The following is a 17,943-nucleotide window of genomic DNA, read 5'->3' as shown; positions in this document are numbered from 1 at the left end:
CGCCGGTCGGCGCGCCGTGGCTGCTGCATTGAGAGCGGGCCTCGCAAGGGGCCGCGATTGGGAAAACAGAATGGCCAAGTCCACCGACGGTCTCGCCTTGGGTAAGATCGCTGCCGCCACGTCGTTTACCGGCAAGAAGCGCATTCGCTACAGCTTCGGGCGCATTCCCGAAGCCGTGCAGATGCCGAACCTGATCGAGGTTCAGCGCGCTTCGTACGAGCAGTTCCTGCAGCGCGAGTCGCGTCCGGGCCTGCGCAACGACGAGGGCATCGAGGCGGTCTTCAAGTCGGTGTTCCCGATCAAGGACTTCAACGAGCGCGCCGTCCTGGAATACGTCTCCTACGAGTTCGAGGACCCGAAGTACGACGTTGAGGAATGCATCCAGCGCGACATGACCTATGCCGCGCCGCTGAAGGTCAAGCTGCGCCTGATCGTGTTCGAGACCGAGGAAGAAACGGGCGCCCGTTCGGTCAAGGATATCAAGGAGCAGGACGTCTACATGGGCGACATCCCGCTCATGACGGACAAGGGCACCTTCATCGTCAACGGCACCGAGCGCGTGATCGTCTCGCAGATGCACCGCTCGCCGGGCGTCTTCTTCGACCACGACAAGGGCAAGACCCACTCGTCGGGCAAGCTGCTGTTCGCCGCCCGCGTGATCCCGTATCGCGGCTCGTGGCTGGACTTCGAGTTCGACGCCAAGGACATCGTCTACGTCCGTATCGACCGTCGTCGTAAGCTGCCGGCCTCGACCTTCCTCTATGCCCTGGGCATGGACGGGGAAGAGATCCTCAAGACCTTCTACGAGACGGTTCCGTACGAGAAGCGCGGCGAAGGCTGGGTCACGCCCTACAAGCCGGAACGCTGGCGCGGCGTGAAGCCGGAGTTCGACCTGGTCGACGCCGACACCGGCGAAGTGGTCGCCCCGGCCGGTCAGAAGATCAGCGCCCGCGCCGCCAAGAAGCTGGCCGACGGCGGTCTGAAGTCGCTGTCGCTGGCGGCTGACGCCCTGCTGACCAAGTATCTGGCCTCCGACGCCGTCAACTATCAGACCGGCGAAATCTACGCCGAGGCGGGCGACGAGCTGGACGCCGCGGCGATCGAGTTGCTGGAAGCCAACGGCTTCACCACCATCGACGTGCTGGACATCGACCACGTCACGGTCGGCGCCTACATGCGCAACACCCTGCGCGTGGACAAGAACACGGGCCGCGAGGACGCGCTGTTCGACGTCTATCGCGTCATGCGCCCGGGCGAGCCGCCGACGCCGGAAGCGGCCGAGGCCATGTTCAACTCCCTGTTCTTCGACGCCGAGCGCTACGACCTGTCGGCCGTGGGCCGCGTGAAGATGAACATGCGTCTGGAAACCCCTGAGGTTTCTGACGAAATCCGCGTCCTGCAGAAGGACGACGTGCTGAAGGTGCTGCAGATCCTGGTCGGCCTGAAGGACGGCCGCGGTGAGATCGACGACATCGACAACCTGGGCAACCGCCGGGTCCGTTCGGTCGGCGAACTGCTGGAAAACCAGTACCGCGTCGGCCTGCTGCGCATGGAGCGCGCCATCAAGGAGCGCATGTCCTCGGTCGATATCGACACGGTCATGCCGCACGACCTGATCAACGCCAAACCGGCCGCCGCCGCGGTGCGTGAATTCTTCGGCTCGTCGCAGCTGTCGCAGTTCATGGACCAGACGAACCCGCTGTCGGAAATCACCCACAAGCGTCGTCTGTCGGCGCTTGGCCCGGGCGGTCTGACGCGTGAGCGCGCGGGCTTCGAAGTCCGCGACGTTCACCCGACGCACTATGGCCGCATCTGCCCGATCGAAACGCCGGAAGGCCCGAACATCGGTCTGATCAACTCGCTGGCCACCCACGCCCGCGTGAACAAGTACGGCTTCATCGAAAGCCCGTACCGTCGCGTGGTCGACGGCAAGGCGACGGACGAGGTGGTCTACATCTCGGCCATGGAAGAGGCGAAGCACGTCATCGCCCAGGCCAACATCGAGCTGAAGGACGGCGAGATCGTCGAGGAGCTGGTGCCGGGCCGGATCAACGGCGATTCCCAGCTGTTGACCAAGGAAGCGGTCGACATGATGGACGTGTCGCCCAAGCAGGTCGTTTCGGTCGCCGCCGCCCTGATCCCGTTCCTGGAAAACGATGACGCCAACCGCGCGCTGATGGGCGCCAACATGCAGCGTCAGGCCGTGCCGCTGGTGAAGTCGGACGCGCCGCTGGTCGGCACCGGCATGGAAGCCGTCGTGGCCGTGGATTCCGGCGCTGTCGTGGTCGCCCGTCGTGAAGGCGTGGTCGAGCAGATCGACGGCACCCGTATCGTCGTGCGCGCCACGGGCGATGTGGAAGCCGGCCGCTCGGGCGTCGACATCTATCGCCTGTCGAAGTTCCAGCGTTCGAACCAGTCGACCTGCATCAACCAGCGCCCGATCGTGCGCGTGGGCGATGCGGTGAAGGCCGGCGACGTCATCGCCGACGGCCCGTCGACGGACCTGGGCGAACTGGCTCTGGGCCGCAACGCCCTGGTCGCCTTCATGCCCTGGAACGGCTACAACTTCGAAGACTCGATCCTGATCTCCGAACGGATCGTGCGCGACGACATCTTCACCTCGATCCACCTGGAAGAGTTCGAGGTCATGGCCCGCGACACCAAGCTGGGCCCGGAAGAGATCACCCGCGACATTCCGAACGTCGGCGAGGAAGCCCTGCGCAACCTCGACGAGGCGGGCATCGTGGCCATCGGCGCCGAAGTCCAGCCGGGCGACATCCTGGTCGGCAAGGTGACGCCGAAGGGCGAGAGCCCGATGACTCCGGAAGAGAAGCTGCTGCGCGCCATCTTCGGCGAGAAGGCTTCGGACGTGCGCGACACCTCGCTGCGCCTGCCGCCCGGCGTCGCCGGCACCATCGTCGACGTGCGCGTGTTCAACCGCCACGGCATCGACAAGGACGAGCGCGCCATGGCGATCGAGCGCGCCGAGATCGAGCGTCTGGGCAAGGACCGCGACGACGAGCTCAAGATCCTTGAGCGCAACGTCTACGGCCGCGTGAAGCCGCTGCTACTCGGCAAGACCGCCGTGTCCGGCCCGAAGGGCATGGGCCGCGGCGAGGTCACCGAAGAGAAGCTGGCCGAAGTGTCCAAGGGCCTGTGGTGGCAGGTCGCCCTCGACGACGAGAAGGCGATGGGCGAGCTGGAGGCCATGAAGAAGCAGTTCGAGGACGCCCGTAAGGCCCTCGACCGCCGCTTCGAAGACAAGGTCGAGAAGCTGCAACGCGGCGACGAGATGCCGCCTGGCGTCATGAAGATGGTCAAGGTCTTCGTGGCCGTGAAGCGCAAGCTGCAGCCGGGCGACAAGATGGCCGGCCGTCACGGGAACAAGGGCGTCATCTCCAAGATCCTGCCGATCGAGGACATGCCGTACCTGGAAGACGGCACCCACGTCGATGTGGTGCTGAACCCGCTGGGCGTGCCGTCGCGCATGAACATCGGTCAGATCTTCGAGACCCACCTGGGTTGGGCCGCCGCCGGTCTGGGCAAGCAGATCTCCGGTCTGCTGGAAGCCTGGCAGCACGGCGGTCAGAAGCAGGCTCTGATCGAGCGTCTGACCGAGGTCTATGGCGCGGACACCCCGCTGCCGGACGACGAGGAAGACCTGATCGAACTGGCGAAGAATCTGTCTAAGGGCGTGCCCTTCGCGACCCCGGTCTTCGACGGCGCGCGCATCTCGGACATCGAGGACCTGCTGGAATCGGCGGGCCTGGACCGTTCGGGCCAGTCGATCCTGTACGACGGTCAGACCGGCGAGCAGTTCAAGCGTCCGGTCACGGTCGGCTACATCTACATGCTGAAGCTGCACCACCTGGTCGACGACAAGATCCACGCCCGTTCGATCGGCCCGTACTCGCTCGTCACCCAGCAGCCGCTGGGCGGTAAGGCGCAGTTCGGCGGTCAGCGCTTCGGGGAAATGGAGGTCTGGGCTCTGGAAGCTTACGGCGCCGCCTACACCCTGCAGGAAATGCTGACGGTGAAGTCGGACGACGTGGCCGGCCGGACCAAGGTCTACGAGGCCATCGTCCGCGGCGACGACAGCTTCGAGGCCGGCATCCCCGAGTCGTTCAACGTGCTCGTGAAGGAAATGCGCTCGCTGGGCCTGAACGTGGAGCTGGAAAACAGCTGATCGGATCAAGCGCCCTTCCTCGCCCCGGCGGGGAAGGGCGGTCCGCCTGTTCTCCTCTCTGAATGATTTTCGCGGGGCATTCCCGCAGAAGGAAAAAAGATGAACCAGGAAGTCCTGAACATCTTCAACCCGGTTCCGGTCACCCCGACCTTCGACCAGATCAAGATCGCCCTGGCCTCGCCGGAGAAGATCCGCTCGTGGTCGTTCGGCGAGATCAAGAAGCCGGAAACCATCAACTACCGCACGTTCAAGCCCGAGCGTGACGGCCTGTTCTGCGCCCGTATCTTTGGCCCGACCAAGGACTACGAATGCCTGTGCGGCAAGTACAAGCGCATGAAGTACAAGGGCATCATCTGCGAGAAGTGCGGCGTTGAGGTCACCCTGGCCCGCGTCCGTCGCGAGCGCATGGGCCACATCGACCTGGCCGCCCCGGTCGCCCACATCTGGTTCCTGAAGTCGCTGCCGAGCCGCATCTCGCTGATGCTGGACATGGCGCTGAAGGACGTGGAACGCGTCCTGTACTTCGAGAACTACATCGTCACCGAGCCGGGCCTGACCCCGCTGAAGCAGAACCAGTTGCTGACGGAAGACGAATTCTATCACTATCAGGAAGAGTTCGGCGACGACGGCTTCACGGCCGAGATCGGCGCTGAAGCCGTCCGCAACCTGCTGATGGCGATCGACCTGAACGCCGAGGCCGAGAAGCACCGCGCCGAACTGGCCGACAACCCGTCGGAGCTGAAGGCCAAGAAGGCGTCCAAGCGCCTGAAACTGCTGGAGGCCTTCATCGAGTCGGGCAACAAGCCCGAGTGGATGATCCTGACCATCGTGCCGGTCATCCCGCCCGAGCTTCGCCCGCTGGTGCCGCTGGACGGCGGCCGCTTCGCGACGTCGGACCTGAACGACCTGTATCGCCGGGTCATCAACCGGAACAACCGCCTGAAGCGCCTGATCGAGCTGCGCGCGCCGGACATCATCATCCGCAACGAAAAGCGGATGCTGCAGGAGTCGGTCGACGCCCTGTTCGACAACGGCCGTCGCGGCCGCGTGATCACGGGCGCCAACAAGCGTCCGCTGAAGTCGCTGGCCGACATGCTGAAGGGCAAGCAGGGCCGCTTCCGTCAAAACCTGCTGGGCAAGCGCGTCGACTACTCGGGCCGTTCGGTCATCACCGTGGGCCCCGAGCTGAAGCTGCACGAGTGCGGCCTGCCCAAGAAGATGGCGCTGGAGCTGTTCAAGCCCTTCATCTACGCGCGTCTGGACGCCAAGGGCCTGTCGGGCACCGTCAAGCAGTCCAAGCGCATGGTGGAGCGCGAGCAGCCCGCCGTCTGGGACATCCTGGACGAGGTCATCCGCGAGCACCCGGTTCTGCTGAACCGCGCTCCGACGCTTCACCGTCTGGGCATCCAGGCGTTCGAGCCCAAGCTGATCGAGGGCAAGGCCATCCGCCTGCACCCGCTGGTCTGTACGGCGTTCAACGCTGACTTCGACGGCGACCAGATGGCCGTGCACGTCCCGCTGAGCCTCGAGGCCCAGCTGGAAGCGCGCGTCCTGATGATGTCGACGAACAACATCCTGTCGCCCGCCAACGGCAAGCCGATCATCGTGCCGTCGCAGGACATCGTGCTCGGCCTCTACTACCTGTCGCTGGTCAAGGAAGGTCAGCCGGGCGAGGGCAAGCTGTTCGCCAACATGGGCGAAATCGACGCGGCGCTGGACGCCCGTGTCGTGACCCTGCACACCAAGATCAAGGCGCGCTGGACCGAGATGAACTCGGAAGGCGAAGTCGTGACCAAGGTGATCGACACCACGCCGGGCCGGATGAAGCTGGGCGCTCTGCTGCCGCTCAACGCCAACATCGGCTACAACCTTCTGGACAAGAACCTGACCAAGAAGGAAATCGGCAACCTGATCGATCAGGTCTATCGCCACTGCGGTCAGAAGGCGACGGTCATCTTCGCCGACCAGATGATGCAGATGGGCTTCCGCGAGGCGGCCAAGGCGGGCATCTCGGTGGGCAAGGACGACATCGTCATCCCGGCCAAGAAGGAACAGCTGGTCAACGAAACCCGCACTCAGGTCGAGGAGTACGAGCAACAGTACGCCGACGGCCTGATCACCAAGGGCGAGAAGTACAACAAGGTCGTCGACGCCTGGGCCAAGGCCACGGACAAGATCGCCGATGAGATGATGGGCGAAATCGCCCAGCCGCGCGTCCTGATCAAGGGTCAGGAGCCGGACATCAACTCGGTCTACATGATGGCCAACTCGGGCGCCCGTGGTTCGCAGGCGCAGATGAAGCAGCTGGGCGGGATGCGCGGCCTGATGGCCAAGCCCTCGGGCGAGATCATCGAGACGCCGATTATCTCGAACTTCAAGGAAGGCCTGACCGTCCTTGAATACTTCAACTCCACCCACGGCGCCCGTAAGGGTCTGGCCGACACCGCGCTGAAGACCGCCAACTCGGGTTACCTGACCCGTCGTCTGGTGGACGTGGCGCAGGACTCCATCGTCACCGAGGAAGACTGCGGCTCGACGCGCGGCATCACCCTGCGCGCCGTGGTCGAAGGCGGCGACGTGCTCGTCTCGCTGGGCCAGCGCGTCCTGGGCCGTTACGCGGCCGAGGACATCAAGGAGCCGGGCGGCGAAGTCCTGTTCCCTGCCGACACCTATCTGCAGGAAGAGGAAGTCGAGCTGATCGACAAGGTGGGCGTCCAGTCCATCAAGGTCCGTTCGGCCCTGACCTGTGAAGCCGACACCGGCATCTGCGCGACCTGCTACGGCCGCGATCTGGCGCGCGGCACCAACGTCAACATCGGCGAAGCGGTCGGCGTCATCGCCGCACAGTCGATCGGCGAGCCGGGCACCCAGCTGACGATGCGGACCTTCCACATCGGCGGTACGGCCCAGGTGGCGGAAACCTCCTTCTTCGAGGCGACCAACGCCGGCGTCATCAAGGTCGTCGGCCCGACCGTTATCGCCGCCCACGGCGATCCGGTGGCCATGAGCCGCAACGTCGTGGTCACCGTGACGGTCGACGGCAAGGACCGCGAATCCTACAAGGTGCCTTACGGCGCGCGCCTGCGCGTCAAGGAAGGCTCCGAAGTGGCCAAGAACCAGCGCCTGGCCGAGTGGGACCCCTACACCACCCCGATCCTGACGGAAGTCGGCGGCGTGGTGCGCTTCGAGGACCTGGTCGACGGCCTGTCCGTCAAGGAAGAGACCGACGAGGCCACGGGCATCGCCCAGCGCGTCGTCTCCGACTGGCGCGCCAGCCCGCGCGGCGCGGACCTGCGTCCGGCCATGGGCGTCACCCAGGGCGACAGCTACGCCAAGCTGTCGAGCGGCTCTGACGCGCGCTATCTGCTGCCCGTCGGCGCCATCCTGTCGGTGGCCAACGGCGACGAGGTCAAGCCGGGCGACATCGTCGCGCGTATCCCGACTGAAGGCGCCAAGACCCGGGACATCACCGGCGGTCTGCCGCGCGTGGCCGAACTGTTCGAAGCCCGTCGTCCGAAGGATTGCGCGGTCATCGCCGAGATGGACGGTCGCGTCGAATTCGGTCGCGACTACAAGAACAAGCGCCGCATCAAGATCACCCCGGAGCCGGATGCCGACGGCAACCAGGGCGAAGCGGTCGAGTTCCTGATCCCCAAGGGCAAGCACATCTCCGTCCACGACGGGGACCTGATCCAGAAGGGCGACTACATCATCGACGGCAACCCGGATCCGCACGACCTGCTGCGCATCCAGGGCGTCGAGGCGCTGGCCGAGTATCTGGTGAACGAAGTGCAGGAGGTCTACCGACTGCAGGGCGTGCCGATCAACGACAAGCACATCGAGGTGATCGTCCGTCAGATGCTGCAGAAGGTCGAAGTCATCGACTCCGGCGAAACCACCCTGATCCGTGGCGACACGGTCGAAGTGGCTGAAGCCGCTGTCGAGAACGCCAAGGTGGAGAAGCGTGGCGGCCGTCTGGCGATCACGCAGCCGGTCCTGCTGGGCATCACCAAGGCGTCGCTGCAGACCCGCAGCTTCATCTCGGCGGCGTCGTTCCAGGAGACCACCCGCGTCCTCACCGAGGCTTCGGTCCACGGCAAGAAGGACATGCTGGAAGGCCTGAAAGAAAACGTCATCGTCGGCCGTCTGATCCCGGCCGGCACCGGCGCCTACCTGCGCAGCCTGCAGAAGATCGCCAACGAGCGCGACGCTGTGCTGACCCAAGCCCGCGAAGAGGCGGTCGAGCCGCTTCCCGCGGATCTGGCCCTGGAGCTGGAACAGTCGGCCGACTGATCCGGGTTCAGACCTGAAAGACTGAAGAGGGCGGCGTCGAAAGGCGCCGCTCTTTTTTGTTGGCCTATCGCGCCTTGCGCTACTTGAGGCCGTTTGTTTGGCCTATCGCGCCTTGCGCTACTTGAGGCCGTTTGTTTGGCCTATCGCGCCTTGCGCTACTTGAGGCCGGTTGTTTGGCCTGTCGCGCCTTGCGCTGCTTGAGGCCGTTTGTCGGCCTACCGCGCCTTGCGCTACTTGAGGCTGTTGGGCGTGGCGAGCTCATGGGGGCCGTGTGCTGGAAGCCTACTGCGGCCGCATCGCCTCGCGGGGGCCGGCGGCGCCGGGCGTCATCGGGCGGCCCGAGGCGGGGGCGCCGTCGCGGCGGGTCTGGACATTCCGGCTGGAGTCCATCTGCATCGAGGAATCCAGATGGGCGCCCGCGCAGCCCGTGCCGAAGTTGGAGCCGGGGCAGTCCTGCGGCGCCAGGACGCCGACGCCCCCGCTGAGCGGGCGGCGCTTGGCCTCATAGCGTTGCAGCTCGCGCGCGCCTTCGCGAGCGAAACGGGCGTCGCGCTCTGAATTGCCGCTGCCGGCGATGGGGCGACGCGCCGCAGCCTCGGCGGCGCGCTCATTGAACCGCTCGTCGCAGAGGGCCCGTTCGGCGCGGGTCAGCAGTTCCGTCGAGCGGCAGCCCGCCGGAGAGGTGCGCAGCGCACGCGCCGTGGCGGCGGCCTGGCTTTCGGGCGTCACCTGCCAGGGATCGGCGGCTTGTGCGCCGGGCGGGGCGGGCGCGCCGTCGGGGGCTTCGCGGGCCAGGCGCGGCGCCAGCGGGGCGGGGCGTTCGGCGGCGGTAAGAGCGGGCGCCGTTTCGCGGCTGAACGGACCCGCGGGGCGGACCTGCGGCGCGGGGGCGACGGCGGGCAGGCGCGGCCGCTCATCGGGCAGAAGAGGGCGCGGCTCTATATCGAGATAGACGATCGGAAGCGTGGTTGTGACCAGATTCGGCGCCGGTCTGACGGTCTGGAAGGCAAGGGGGGCCAGCAGCAGGCCGTGGATCAGCACCGAGACGCCGATCGTCGCCGCGCGTCGTCGGCCCGACGGGCGGCCCGAGCTCAATCTGTCCAGAACCGCGACGGTCATGCGACCTCCCCATCCCTCAATGAGAACATGGCTTTGCAAGCGTGGCGATATGTGGGCGGAGCGCTGAACAGGACGAACGGCGTGCGATAAGGCCGGCGCCTCTGCGAATCTCTTGACCTGTTAACGGATCGCGCGTAGAAGCCGCGCACTTTCGAGAGGTGGGCGGTTCGCCGTTCGCTCAGATCGTGACAATCGAACGGACGGGCTGCGCCCGCCGGAACGCCCGAAGCGCGCGTTCCGGTTTTTCTGTTTGGGCGTCTCGTTCGGCTCGATAACACCCGGGCGGGGCTTCGGTCCCGTTCAAAAGAAGGCTCATGAGGCGCTCCGGTCGAAAGACACACGCCTCCACATCGAAAAGAGACGAATTCGAATGCCCACGATCAACCAGCTGATCCGCAAGCCCCGCAAGCCGAAGCCGGTCCGCAACAAGGTCCCGGCCCTGGAGGGTTCGCCCCAGCGCCGCGGCGTCTGCACCCGCGTCTACACCACGACCCCGAAGAAGCCGAACTCGGCTCTGCGTAAGGTCGCCAAGGTCCGTCTGGCCAAGAACGGCGTCGAAGCCGTGTGCTACATCCCCGGCGAAGGCCACAACCTGCAGGAGCACTCGGTCGTGCTGATCCGCGGCGGCCGCGTGAAGGACTTGCCCGGCGTTCGCTACCACATCCTGCGCGGCGTGCTCGACACCCAGGGCGTCAAGGACCGCAAGCAGCGTCGTTCGCACTACGGCGCCAAGCGTCCGAAGTAATCCGCTCCTAGCGCCCTACAGATTTAAGAGGATACATCCATGTCCCGTCGTCACCGCGCTCAGAAGCGTGAAGTTCTGCCGGATCCGAAGTTTGGCGACCTGGTGGTCACCAAGTTCATGAACTACGTCATGTACGAAGGTAAGAAGGCCGTCGCCGAAAACATCGTTTACGGCGCCTTCGACATCCTGGCTGACAAGAAGAAGGAACAGACTGCGGTCGAAACCTTCCACGCTGCGCTGGAAAACGTCGCTCCGGCCGTCGAAGTTCGTTCGCGTCGCGTCGGCGGCGCCACCTATCAGGTGCCGGTCGAGGTCCGTCCGGACCGTCGTCGCGCCCTGGCCATCCGTTGGCTGGTCAACGCTGCGCGCAACCGCGGCGAGAACACCATGACCGAAAAGCTGGCCGCCGAGCTGCTGGACGCCTCGAACAACCGTGGCACCGCCGTCAAGAAGCGCGAAGACACCCACAAGATGGCCGAAGCCAACCGCGCCTTCAGCCACTACCGCTGGTAACGTCTTAAAACCGTCCCTCTTCTTCGGATAATGGGACGGTCGCCAATCAGACGATCCGGCGCGGGCGTTCAGACTGAACCGCCCGCGCCGTCATATCCGACATCCCAGGGCGCTCGCGCGTCCGCGAAGCTCCCGGAAGGCAAATCCAATGCCCCGCACACATAAAATCGAAGACTACCGCAACTTCGGCATCATGGCCCACATCGACGCGGGCAAGACGACGACGACCGAGCGGATCCTGTTCTACACCGGCAAGAACCACAAAATGGGCGAGACGCACGATGGCGCGTCCACCATGGACTGGATGGACCAGGAGCAGGAACGCGGCATCACCATCACGTCGGCCGCGACGACCGCCTTCTGGAAAGAGAAGCGCCTCAACATCATCGACACCCCCGGCCACGTGGACTTCACCATTGAAGTCGAGCGTTCGCTGCGCGTGCTCGACGGCGCCGTGACCGTTCTGGACGGCAACGCCGGTGTCGAGCCGCAGACGGAAACCGTCTGGCGCCAGGCCGACAAGTACAAGGTTCCGCGCATCGTCTTCGTCAACAAGATGGACAAGATCGGCGCCGACTTCGAGAAGTCGGTCGAGTCGATCCGCGACCGTCTGGGCGCCAAGGCTGTGCCGATCCAACTGCCGATCGGTTCGGAATCGAACCTGAAGGGCGTGATCGACCTGGTCGAGATGAAGGCCCTGGTCTGGGAAACCGACCAAGTCGGCGCCTCGGCCGATGTGCGCGACATCCCGGCTGACCTGGCCGACGCCGCCGCCGAAGCCCGCCAGTACCTGGTCGACAACGCCGTCGAGATCGACGACGAGGCCATGGAGGCCTACCTGGGCGGCGAAGAGCCGTCGGTGGAAGTGCTGAAGCGCTGCATCCGCAAGGCCGTCATCTCGGGCGCCTTCTATCCGATCCTGTGCGGCTCGGCCTTCAAGAACAAGGGCGTGCAGCCCCTGCTGGACGCCGTCGTCGACTACCTGCCGTCGCCGGTGGACATCCCCGCCATTCCGGGCATCGACTTCAAGACCGAAGAGCCGACCTCGCGTCAGGCTTCGGACGATGAAGCCCTGTCGGTCCTGGCGTTCAAGATCATGGACGACCCCTTCGTCGGCTCGATCACCTTCTGCCGCGTCTACTCGGGCAAGATGGAGACCGGCCAGTCGCTGCTGAACTCGTCGCGCGACAAGCGCGAGCGCGTCGGCCGCATGCTGCTGATGCACTCGAACAACCGTGAAGACATCAAGGAAGCCTACGCAGGCGACATCGTCGCCCTGGCTGGCCTGAAGGAAACCCGCACCGGCGACACCCTGTGTGATCCGCTGAAGTCGCCGGTCATCCTCGAGAAGATGGAATTCCCGGCGCCGGTGATCGAGATCGCCGTCGAGCCCAAGACCAAGGCCGACCAAGAGAAGCTGGGCGTCGCCCTGGCCAAGCTGGCTTCGGAAGATCCGTCCTTCACCGTCTCGACCGACCACGAGTCGGGCCAGACGATCCTGAAGGGCATGGGCGAGCTGCACCTGGACATCAAGATCGACATCCTGAAGCGCACCTACAAGGTCGAAGCGACCATCGGCGCGCCGCAGGTGGCCTATCGCGAATCCATCAGCCGCAAGGCCGAGATCGACTACACCCACAAGAAGCAGACCGGCGGTACGGGCCAGTTCGCCCGCGTCAAGCTGGTGTTCGAGCCGGGCGAGCCGGGTTCGGACTTCGTCTTCGAGTCGGCCATCGTCGGCGGCGCCGTGCCCAAGGAATACATCCCGGGCGTGGAAAAGGGCCTGAAGTCGGCCAAGGACAACGGCCTGCTGGCCGGTTTCCCGGTCATCGACGTCAAGGCGACCCTGATCGACGGCGCCTTCCACGACGTCGACTCCTCGGTGCTGGCGTTTGAAATCGCTTCGCGGGCCGCGTTCCGCGAACTGAAGGAGAAGGGCGGACCGAAGCTGCTCGAGCCGATCATGGCCGTCGAGGTCGTGACCCCGGAAGAGTACCTGGGCTCGATCATCGGCGACCTGAACGGCCGTCGCGGCATGATCCAAGGTCAGGACATGCGCGGCAACGCTGTCGTCGTGAACGCCTTCGTGCCGCTGGCCAACATGTTCGGCTATGTGAACACGCTGCGCGGCATGTCGCAGGGCCGCGCCCAGTTCACCATGCAGTACGACCACTATGAAGCGGTGCCGCAACACGTCGCCGACGAAGTGATCAAGAAGTACGCCTAAATCCGTCTTTCGGACGGACGCACTTGAAAACGGGGCGGTTTGAGCACAAATCGCCCCACCTATCCCCAAACCCATTTGGACCCCCGCTTTGGGGATTCCAGGAGCTAGAGAATGGCCAAGGAAAAGTTCGAACGCACTAAGCCGCACGTGAACATCGGCACGATCGGCCACGTTGACCACGGCAAGACGACGCTGACGGCGGCGATCTCGATGACGCTGGCGAAGGCCGGCGGCAGCAAGGCGATGAACTACGCCGACATCGACAACGCGCCGGAAGAAAAAGCGCGCGGCATCACCATCAACACGTCGCACGTGGAATATGAGACGGCCAACCGTCACTACGCGCACGTGGACTGCCCGGGCCACGCCGACTACGTGAAGAACATGATCACGGGCGCCGCCCAGATGGACGGCGCGATCCTGGTGTGCTCGGCCGCTGACGGCCCGATGCCGCAGACCCGCGAGCACATCCTGCTGTCGCGTCAGGTCGGCGTTCCGGCCCTGGTGGTGTTCCTGAACAAGGTCGACATGGTCGACGACGAGGAGCTGCTGGAGCTGGTCGAAATGGAAGTGCGCGAGCTGCTCAGCTCGTACCAGTTCCCGGGCGACGACATTCCGGTGATCAAGGGCTCGGCCCTGGCCGCTGTCGAAGACCGCGACCCGCAGATCGGCGAAGAGCGCATTCTGGAGCTGATGGCGGCGGTCGACGCCTACATCCCGCAACCGGAACGCCCGATCGACATGCCGTTCCTGATGCCGGTCGAAGACGTGTTCTCGATCTCGGGCCGCGGCACCGTGGTGACGGGTCGCGTCGAGCGCGGCATCGTCAAGGTCGGTGAAGAAGTCGAAATCGTCGGCATCCGTCCGGTTCAGAAGACGACCTGCACGGGCGTCGAAATGTTCCGCAAGCTGCTGGACCAAGGTCAAGCCGGCGACAACGTGGGCGTGCTGCTGCGCGGCACCAAGCGTGAAGACGTCGAGCGCGGCCAGGTGCTGTGCAAGCCGGGTTCGATCACCCCGCACACCAAGTTCGTGGCTGAGGCCTACATCCTGAACAAGGAAGAAGGCGGCCGTCACACGCCGTTCTTCACGAACTACCGCCCGCAGTTCTACTTCCGCACGACGGACGTGACCGGCATCGTGCGCCTGAAGGAAGGCGTGGAAATGATCATGCCGGGCGACAACGCCGAGCTGGACGTCGAGCTGATCACGCCGATCGCGATGGAAGAGAAGCTGCGCTTCGCCATCCGCGAAGGCGGCCGCACCGTCGGCGCCGGCGTCGTGGCCAAGATCGTCGAGTAATATCGACGTCAGAATGAGCGGGGGCCTTGGCCCTCGCTGGTTCGCCAGTAACGAGTAAGCGTAAGCGTAACAGAGCGGCCCCCGGAGCGATCCGGGGGCCGTTTTGCATTCAGTGGTTCGGTTCGCCGGTCGCAGGGTCGGTTTCGGTGCGGCCGGAGTTGCTGCTGCCTTCGGCGCCTTTCGGTTCGGTCGCGGGACGCGGCGGATGACCGGCCTTGTCGGGGCGCTGGTTCTCGTTCTCGGTGTCGCGGCTCTTGGGGCGGGGCGTTGTCATGGGGACCTCCTGCCCAAGACAATGCCGGGGGCGACAAGAGGCTCCGTTTCTGCGCCAACGCGACTGCGCGCTAACCCCGCCTCAAGAGCTTGGCCTTATCAAGCCGGGATGGAACGGGACTTGCTGTGATCGTTCCGAAGGGAGCGTCATGTCGGAAACACTGTCAGTCGAAATCCGCAGCCTGGCCGAGCTGACGGCCCATGACGGCGCGCAGTGGAATGACTGGGCGCGCGCGGATCCGGACCTGAGCAGCCCCTATTTCCGCTGGGAGTTCGCGCGCACGGCGGGGGCGATCTGTCCCGGCTCGGCCGTGGCTGTCTTCAAACGGGACGGCCGCGTCGTAGGCTATTATCCGCATCAGCGCCGGGGCGGGACGATCCAGCCGCTGGCGGCGCCGATGAACGACTATCACGGGGTCATCGGTCCCAAGGATCAGAAGCCCTCGATGCAGGAGGCGGCGCGTCTGCTGGGGGCGCCGCGCTTCGCCGCCGCCGCCTGGATCGGTGAAGCGCCGGAACAGATGCCCCGTAATAACAGTGTCGTCTCGATCGTGCCGGACGAAGGGGGCTTCGACGCCTGGTACGCGCGGCGCAGGAAGGCCTTTCCGAAATACTTCAAGGACAAGGAGCGATCGCGGCGGGGGCTGGACGGGGCTTTCAAGACGGTCGAGATCGAAATCTGCCTGCACGATCACGCCCTGCTGGAGCGGCTGATCATCGAAAAAAGCGAACAGTACCGCCGCACCGGGCTGCATGACATTTTCGCCTGCGGCTGGACCGGCCCGGTCCTGCACGCCCTGATGGACTGCGAGGGCGAAGACGGTTTCGGCGCCTCGATGGCGGTGCTGCGCGTCGATGGCCGCGTGGTGGCGATGGAATACTCCATGCACGCGGGGCGTCATTTCCACCTGTGGTTCCCGGTCTATAACCAGGAAGTCGCGCGCTGGTCGCCGGGCATAGTGCTGACGCAGGAGACGATCCGGCTGGGGTCCGAACGGGGCTACCGGACCTTCGACTACGGCGTCGGCGTAGGCGGCTACTACAAGAAATACTACGATGACGGGGGTCTGGCGACCGTCGAAGGCGTCGTGGCCCGGCCCGGCGTGTCCAGGGCCCTGTGCGCCACGATGAGCGCCGCGGTCGGCCTGGCGGGCCGTGAGCGGGCGCAGCGTCTGCGCACCAGTACGCGGCGCCGCTGGGCCGTGATCGAGGCGTGTGAAACGAGCTTGGCGGGCCGAGCCTCGGGGGCGCTGCGCGCCGCCGTCGACATGGTGCGGAAATAGGGGCGGCCGGACAGGCCGGTAGAGGAGGAAACGGAATGACGGCTTCCATGACGCGTTATGCGGGTCCGATCAGCCAGGCGGCAGTCCATGCGCATGCCCTGGTCGCCAACGGCTTCGCTGAGGATCAGGCCCTGGCCGAGGTGCTGGACCGGTATCCTCCGGATCTGTTCGACATCAACCTGTACGACTACGACGACGAAGGGCAGGTCAGCCTGAGGACGGGCGCGCGCGGGCGGCTGAACGGCGCCGAACTGCTTGAGGCGATCCAGCAGGGCCGTCTATGGGTCAATATGCGCGACGTCGAGCGCGGCTGGCCCGAGTTGTGGCAGGCGACGATGGCCGAGTTCGACCGCATCATGGGCGAGGCCTATCCGGGTCTGAAGGCGGTCAGCCGCAATGGTCAGCTGATCCTGTCGTCGCCGAAGGCTCGGGTGCCCTACCACTTCGACGCGTCCGGGGTGATCCTGTTCCACATGCGCGGCCGCAAGCGGCTGTTCGTCTTTCCGGGCGATGAGGCGCATCTGCCCGAGCGCAGCATGGAGCAGGTGATTGCACGGCAGACGACCGAGGAAATCCCCTATGTCCGCGCCTTCGAACAGGACGCTCAGGCGATCGACCTGGAGCCTGGTCAAGCGCTGACCTGGCCCTTCTTCGCGCCGCATCGGGTGGAGAATCTGGACCGGTTCTGCGTCTCCCTTTCGGTCGACTTCCAGACCTGGAGTTCGCGACTGAGACGAGGGGCCCTCTACACCAACGCCGTGGTGCGCAGCCGGGGAGGGGCGCCCCGCTCGACCGACCAGATGGGAACGCCTGAACTGGCCGCGCGGTGGGCGGCGTCGGTGTTGCTGAAGAAGACCGGCGCCCTGAAGAGCCGTCTGGAGAACTTCGAGCGTGACTTCGTGCCCCAGGCGGGCGCCGTGGACGGCGCCGGGCGACTGAACGCCGAGGCGGCCGGAGGCCAAGGTTAAAAGGGGTTCATGACCTCGATTTAAACTGACTTTGCGACGTGGGGCCCCCAGTCTCGCCTGGACACAGAGACAGGGAGAGCTCGCTGATGAAACCCGCCGCTATCGCCGCCGCCTTGGGATCCGCCCTGGCCGCATCCGCCGTTCTGGCGGCTCCGGCGCTCGCCGCTGAAGTGACCATCCGCAATGCGGTGGCGCGTGTGATCGTCATTCCGGAAGACCGCGCGGATGTCGGGGTGGAGATCACCCAGGGCTCAGCCGATCTGCCGGAACTGCGCATCGAACGTCGCGGCGATCAGGTGCGGATCGACGGCGGCCTGGGCCGCGCGCGCGGCATGGGCGGCGGGCTTATCGGATCCTGCAACAATAGCCGGGCCGACGCTCGCCAGCCTGGCGACGGCGCCACGGTCGAGGTGCGGGGCAAGGGGCGGATCCGGATGGAGGATGCCCCGATGATCGTCCTGCGCACGCCGCGCGACGTGGACCTCAACGGGGGAGGGGCTGTGTTCGGCTCCGTCGGGCGCGGCGCACGCTCGGTTGACCTTGGGTCTGGCGGCTGCGGATCGTGGACGGTGGCCAATGTCGACGGCGACGTGGACCTGTCGGTCGGCGGCTCGGGCAGCATCCGTGCCGGGACCTCCCGCAATCTGGAAGCGTCGGTCGGCGGCTCCGGCTCGGTCTTTGCCGGGGCGACAGGCAGGCTGGAGGCCAATGTCGGCGGCTCAGGCAGTATTGAAGTGGCGCGGGTGGATGGCGAAACCGAAATCGCCATCGGCGGTTCGGGCGGCGTGCGGGTGCGTGCTGGGCGCGCTCCGTCGCTCAAGGTGTCGATCGGCGGTTCGGGCGATGTCCGCTTCGAGGGAACGGCCGGCGATGTGTCAGCGGCCATCGCCGGGTCGGGCGATGTCCGGGTGGCCGAGGCGACCGGCCGGGTGTCGCGCTCGATCGTCGGATCAGGAGACCTGCGGATCGGCCGCTGACGCCGCGCGCGGTTTCTGAAGGAAAAGGCCCGGGAGCGTGGAACCCTCCGGGCCTTT

The 17,943-nt window shown here is 65.6% G+C and carries 11 protein-coding genes; 9 read left to right on the top strand and 2 right to left on the bottom strand.

Going from position 1 to position 17,943, the window contains the following annotated elements:
- The first annotated feature begins 70 nt into the window (after positions 1-70).
- Positions 71-4,186, top strand: a complete 4,116-nt coding sequence (gene rpoB, locus DA69_RS07615) for a DNA-directed RNA polymerase subunit beta (protein ID WP_025976275.1) — start codon at positions 71-73, stop codon at positions 4,184-4,186.
- A gap of 99 nt (positions 4,187-4,285) precedes the next feature.
- Positions 4,286-8,479 (top strand): DNA-directed RNA polymerase subunit beta', encoded by a 4,194-nt coding sequence (rpoC, locus tag DA69_RS07610; protein WP_025976276.1) that lies wholly within the window; start codon positions 4,286-4,288, stop codon positions 8,477-8,479.
- Positions 8,480-8,761: 282 nt separating this feature from the next.
- Here the strand turns inward: rpoC and DA69_RS07605 are convergent, their stop codons facing one another.
- Entirely contained in the window at positions 8,762-9,598 is an 837-nt protein-coding gene (locus tag DA69_RS07605; protein ID WP_025976277.1) for a hypothetical protein, read from the bottom strand.
- Between the two features lie 370 nt (positions 9,599-9,968).
- Here DA69_RS07605 and rpsL point away from each other — a divergent pair, with 370 nt between their 5' ends.
- From rpsL to tuf, 4 genes are all read left to right on the top strand, one after another.
- On the top strand, positions 9,969-10,343 hold the full coding sequence (gene rpsL / locus DA69_RS07600) for a 30S ribosomal protein S12 (protein WP_003165508.1): 375 nt from the start codon (positions 9,969-9,971) through the stop codon (positions 10,341-10,343).
- Between the two features lie 39 nt (positions 10,344-10,382).
- Positions 10,383-10,856, top strand: coding sequence for a 30S ribosomal protein S7 (gene rpsG / locus DA69_RS07595; RefSeq protein WP_025976278.1), 474 nt, complete (start codon positions 10,383-10,385; stop codon positions 10,854-10,856).
- Positions 10,857-11,004: 148 nt separating this feature from the next.
- A complete protein-coding gene (gene fusA / locus DA69_RS07590; RefSeq protein WP_025976279.1) occupies positions 11,005-13,083 on the top strand; it encodes an elongation factor G in 2,079 nt (692 codons plus the stop codon).
- Between the two features lie 111 nt (positions 13,084-13,194).
- Positions 13,195-14,385, top strand: coding sequence for an elongation factor Tu (gene tuf / locus DA69_RS07585; protein ID WP_064108282.1), 1,191 nt, complete (start codon positions 13,195-13,197; stop codon positions 14,383-14,385).
- A gap of 109 nt (positions 14,386-14,494) precedes the next feature.
- Here the strand turns inward: tuf and DA69_RS14700 are convergent, their stop codons facing one another.
- On the bottom strand, positions 14,495-14,659 hold the full coding sequence (locus tag DA69_RS14700) for a hypothetical protein (protein ID WP_167349647.1): 165 nt from the start codon (positions 14,657-14,659) through the stop codon (positions 14,495-14,497).
- Positions 14,660-14,807: 148 nt separating this feature from the next.
- Here DA69_RS14700 and DA69_RS07580 point away from each other — a divergent pair, with 148 nt between their 5' ends.
- The 3 genes from DA69_RS07580 to DA69_RS07570 all read left to right on the top strand — a co-directional run bounded on the left by DA69_RS07580 (position 14,808) and on the right by DA69_RS07570 (position 17,886).
- Positions 14,808-15,941, top strand: coding sequence for a GNAT family N-acetyltransferase (locus DA69_RS07580; protein WP_025978161.1), 1,134 nt, complete (start codon positions 14,808-14,810; stop codon positions 15,939-15,941).
- A 35-nt stretch (positions 15,942-15,976) separates the two neighbouring features.
- Positions 15,977-16,909, top strand: a complete 933-nt coding sequence (locus DA69_RS07575; RefSeq protein ID WP_025978160.1) for a cupin-like domain-containing protein — start codon at positions 15,977-15,979, stop codon at positions 16,907-16,909.
- 86 nt (positions 16,910-16,995) lie between these two features.
- Complete coding sequence (locus tag DA69_RS07570; RefSeq protein WP_025978159.1) at positions 16,996-17,886, top strand: GIN domain-containing protein; 891 nt, start codon at positions 16,996-16,998, stop codon at positions 17,884-17,886.
- Positions 17,887-17,943: the final 57 nt, after the last annotated feature.

Origin of the sequence: Brevundimonas naejangsanensis, from assembly GCF_000635915.2 — a bacterium.
GTDB classification, from domain to species: Bacteria; Pseudomonadota; Alphaproteobacteria; order Caulobacterales; family Caulobacteraceae; genus Brevundimonas; species Brevundimonas sanguinis.
Note: the sequence above shows the minus strand (reverse complement) of the source record. Positions and strands in the feature narration are given on the sequence as shown.

Coding starts and splice junctions, on each gene's coding strand:
- DA69_RS07605 (WP_025976277.1), bottom strand. CDS start 9,598: ATGACCGTCGCGGTTCTGGACAGATTGAGCTCGGGCCGCCCGTCGGGC.
- DA69_RS07575 (WP_025978160.1), top strand. CDS start 15,977: ATGACGGCTTCCATGACGCGTTATGCGGGTCCGATCAGCCAGGCGGCA.
- rpsL (WP_003165508.1), top strand. CDS start 9,969: ATGCCCACGATCAACCAGCTGATCCGCAAGCCCCGCAAGCCGAAGCCG.
- tuf (WP_064108282.1), top strand. CDS start 13,195: ATGGCCAAGGAAAAGTTCGAACGCACTAAGCCGCACGTGAACATCGGC.
- rpoB (WP_025976275.1), top strand. CDS start 71: ATGGCCAAGTCCACCGACGGTCTCGCCTTGGGTAAGATCGCTGCCGCC.
- fusA (WP_025976279.1), top strand. CDS start 11,005: ATGCCCCGCACACATAAAATCGAAGACTACCGCAACTTCGGCATCATG.
- rpsG (WP_025976278.1), top strand. CDS start 10,383: ATGTCCCGTCGTCACCGCGCTCAGAAGCGTGAAGTTCTGCCGGATCCG.
- rpoC (WP_025976276.1), top strand. CDS start 4,286: ATGAACCAGGAAGTCCTGAACATCTTCAACCCGGTTCCGGTCACCCCG.
- DA69_RS07570 (WP_025978159.1), top strand. CDS start 16,996: ATGAAACCCGCCGCTATCGCCGCCGCCTTGGGATCCGCCCTGGCCGCA.
- DA69_RS14700 (WP_167349647.1), bottom strand. CDS start 14,659: ATGACAACGCCCCGCCCCAAGAGCCGCGACACCGAGAACGAGAACCAG.
- DA69_RS07580 (WP_025978161.1), top strand. CDS start 14,808: ATGTCGGAAACACTGTCAGTCGAAATCCGCAGCCTGGCCGAGCTGACG.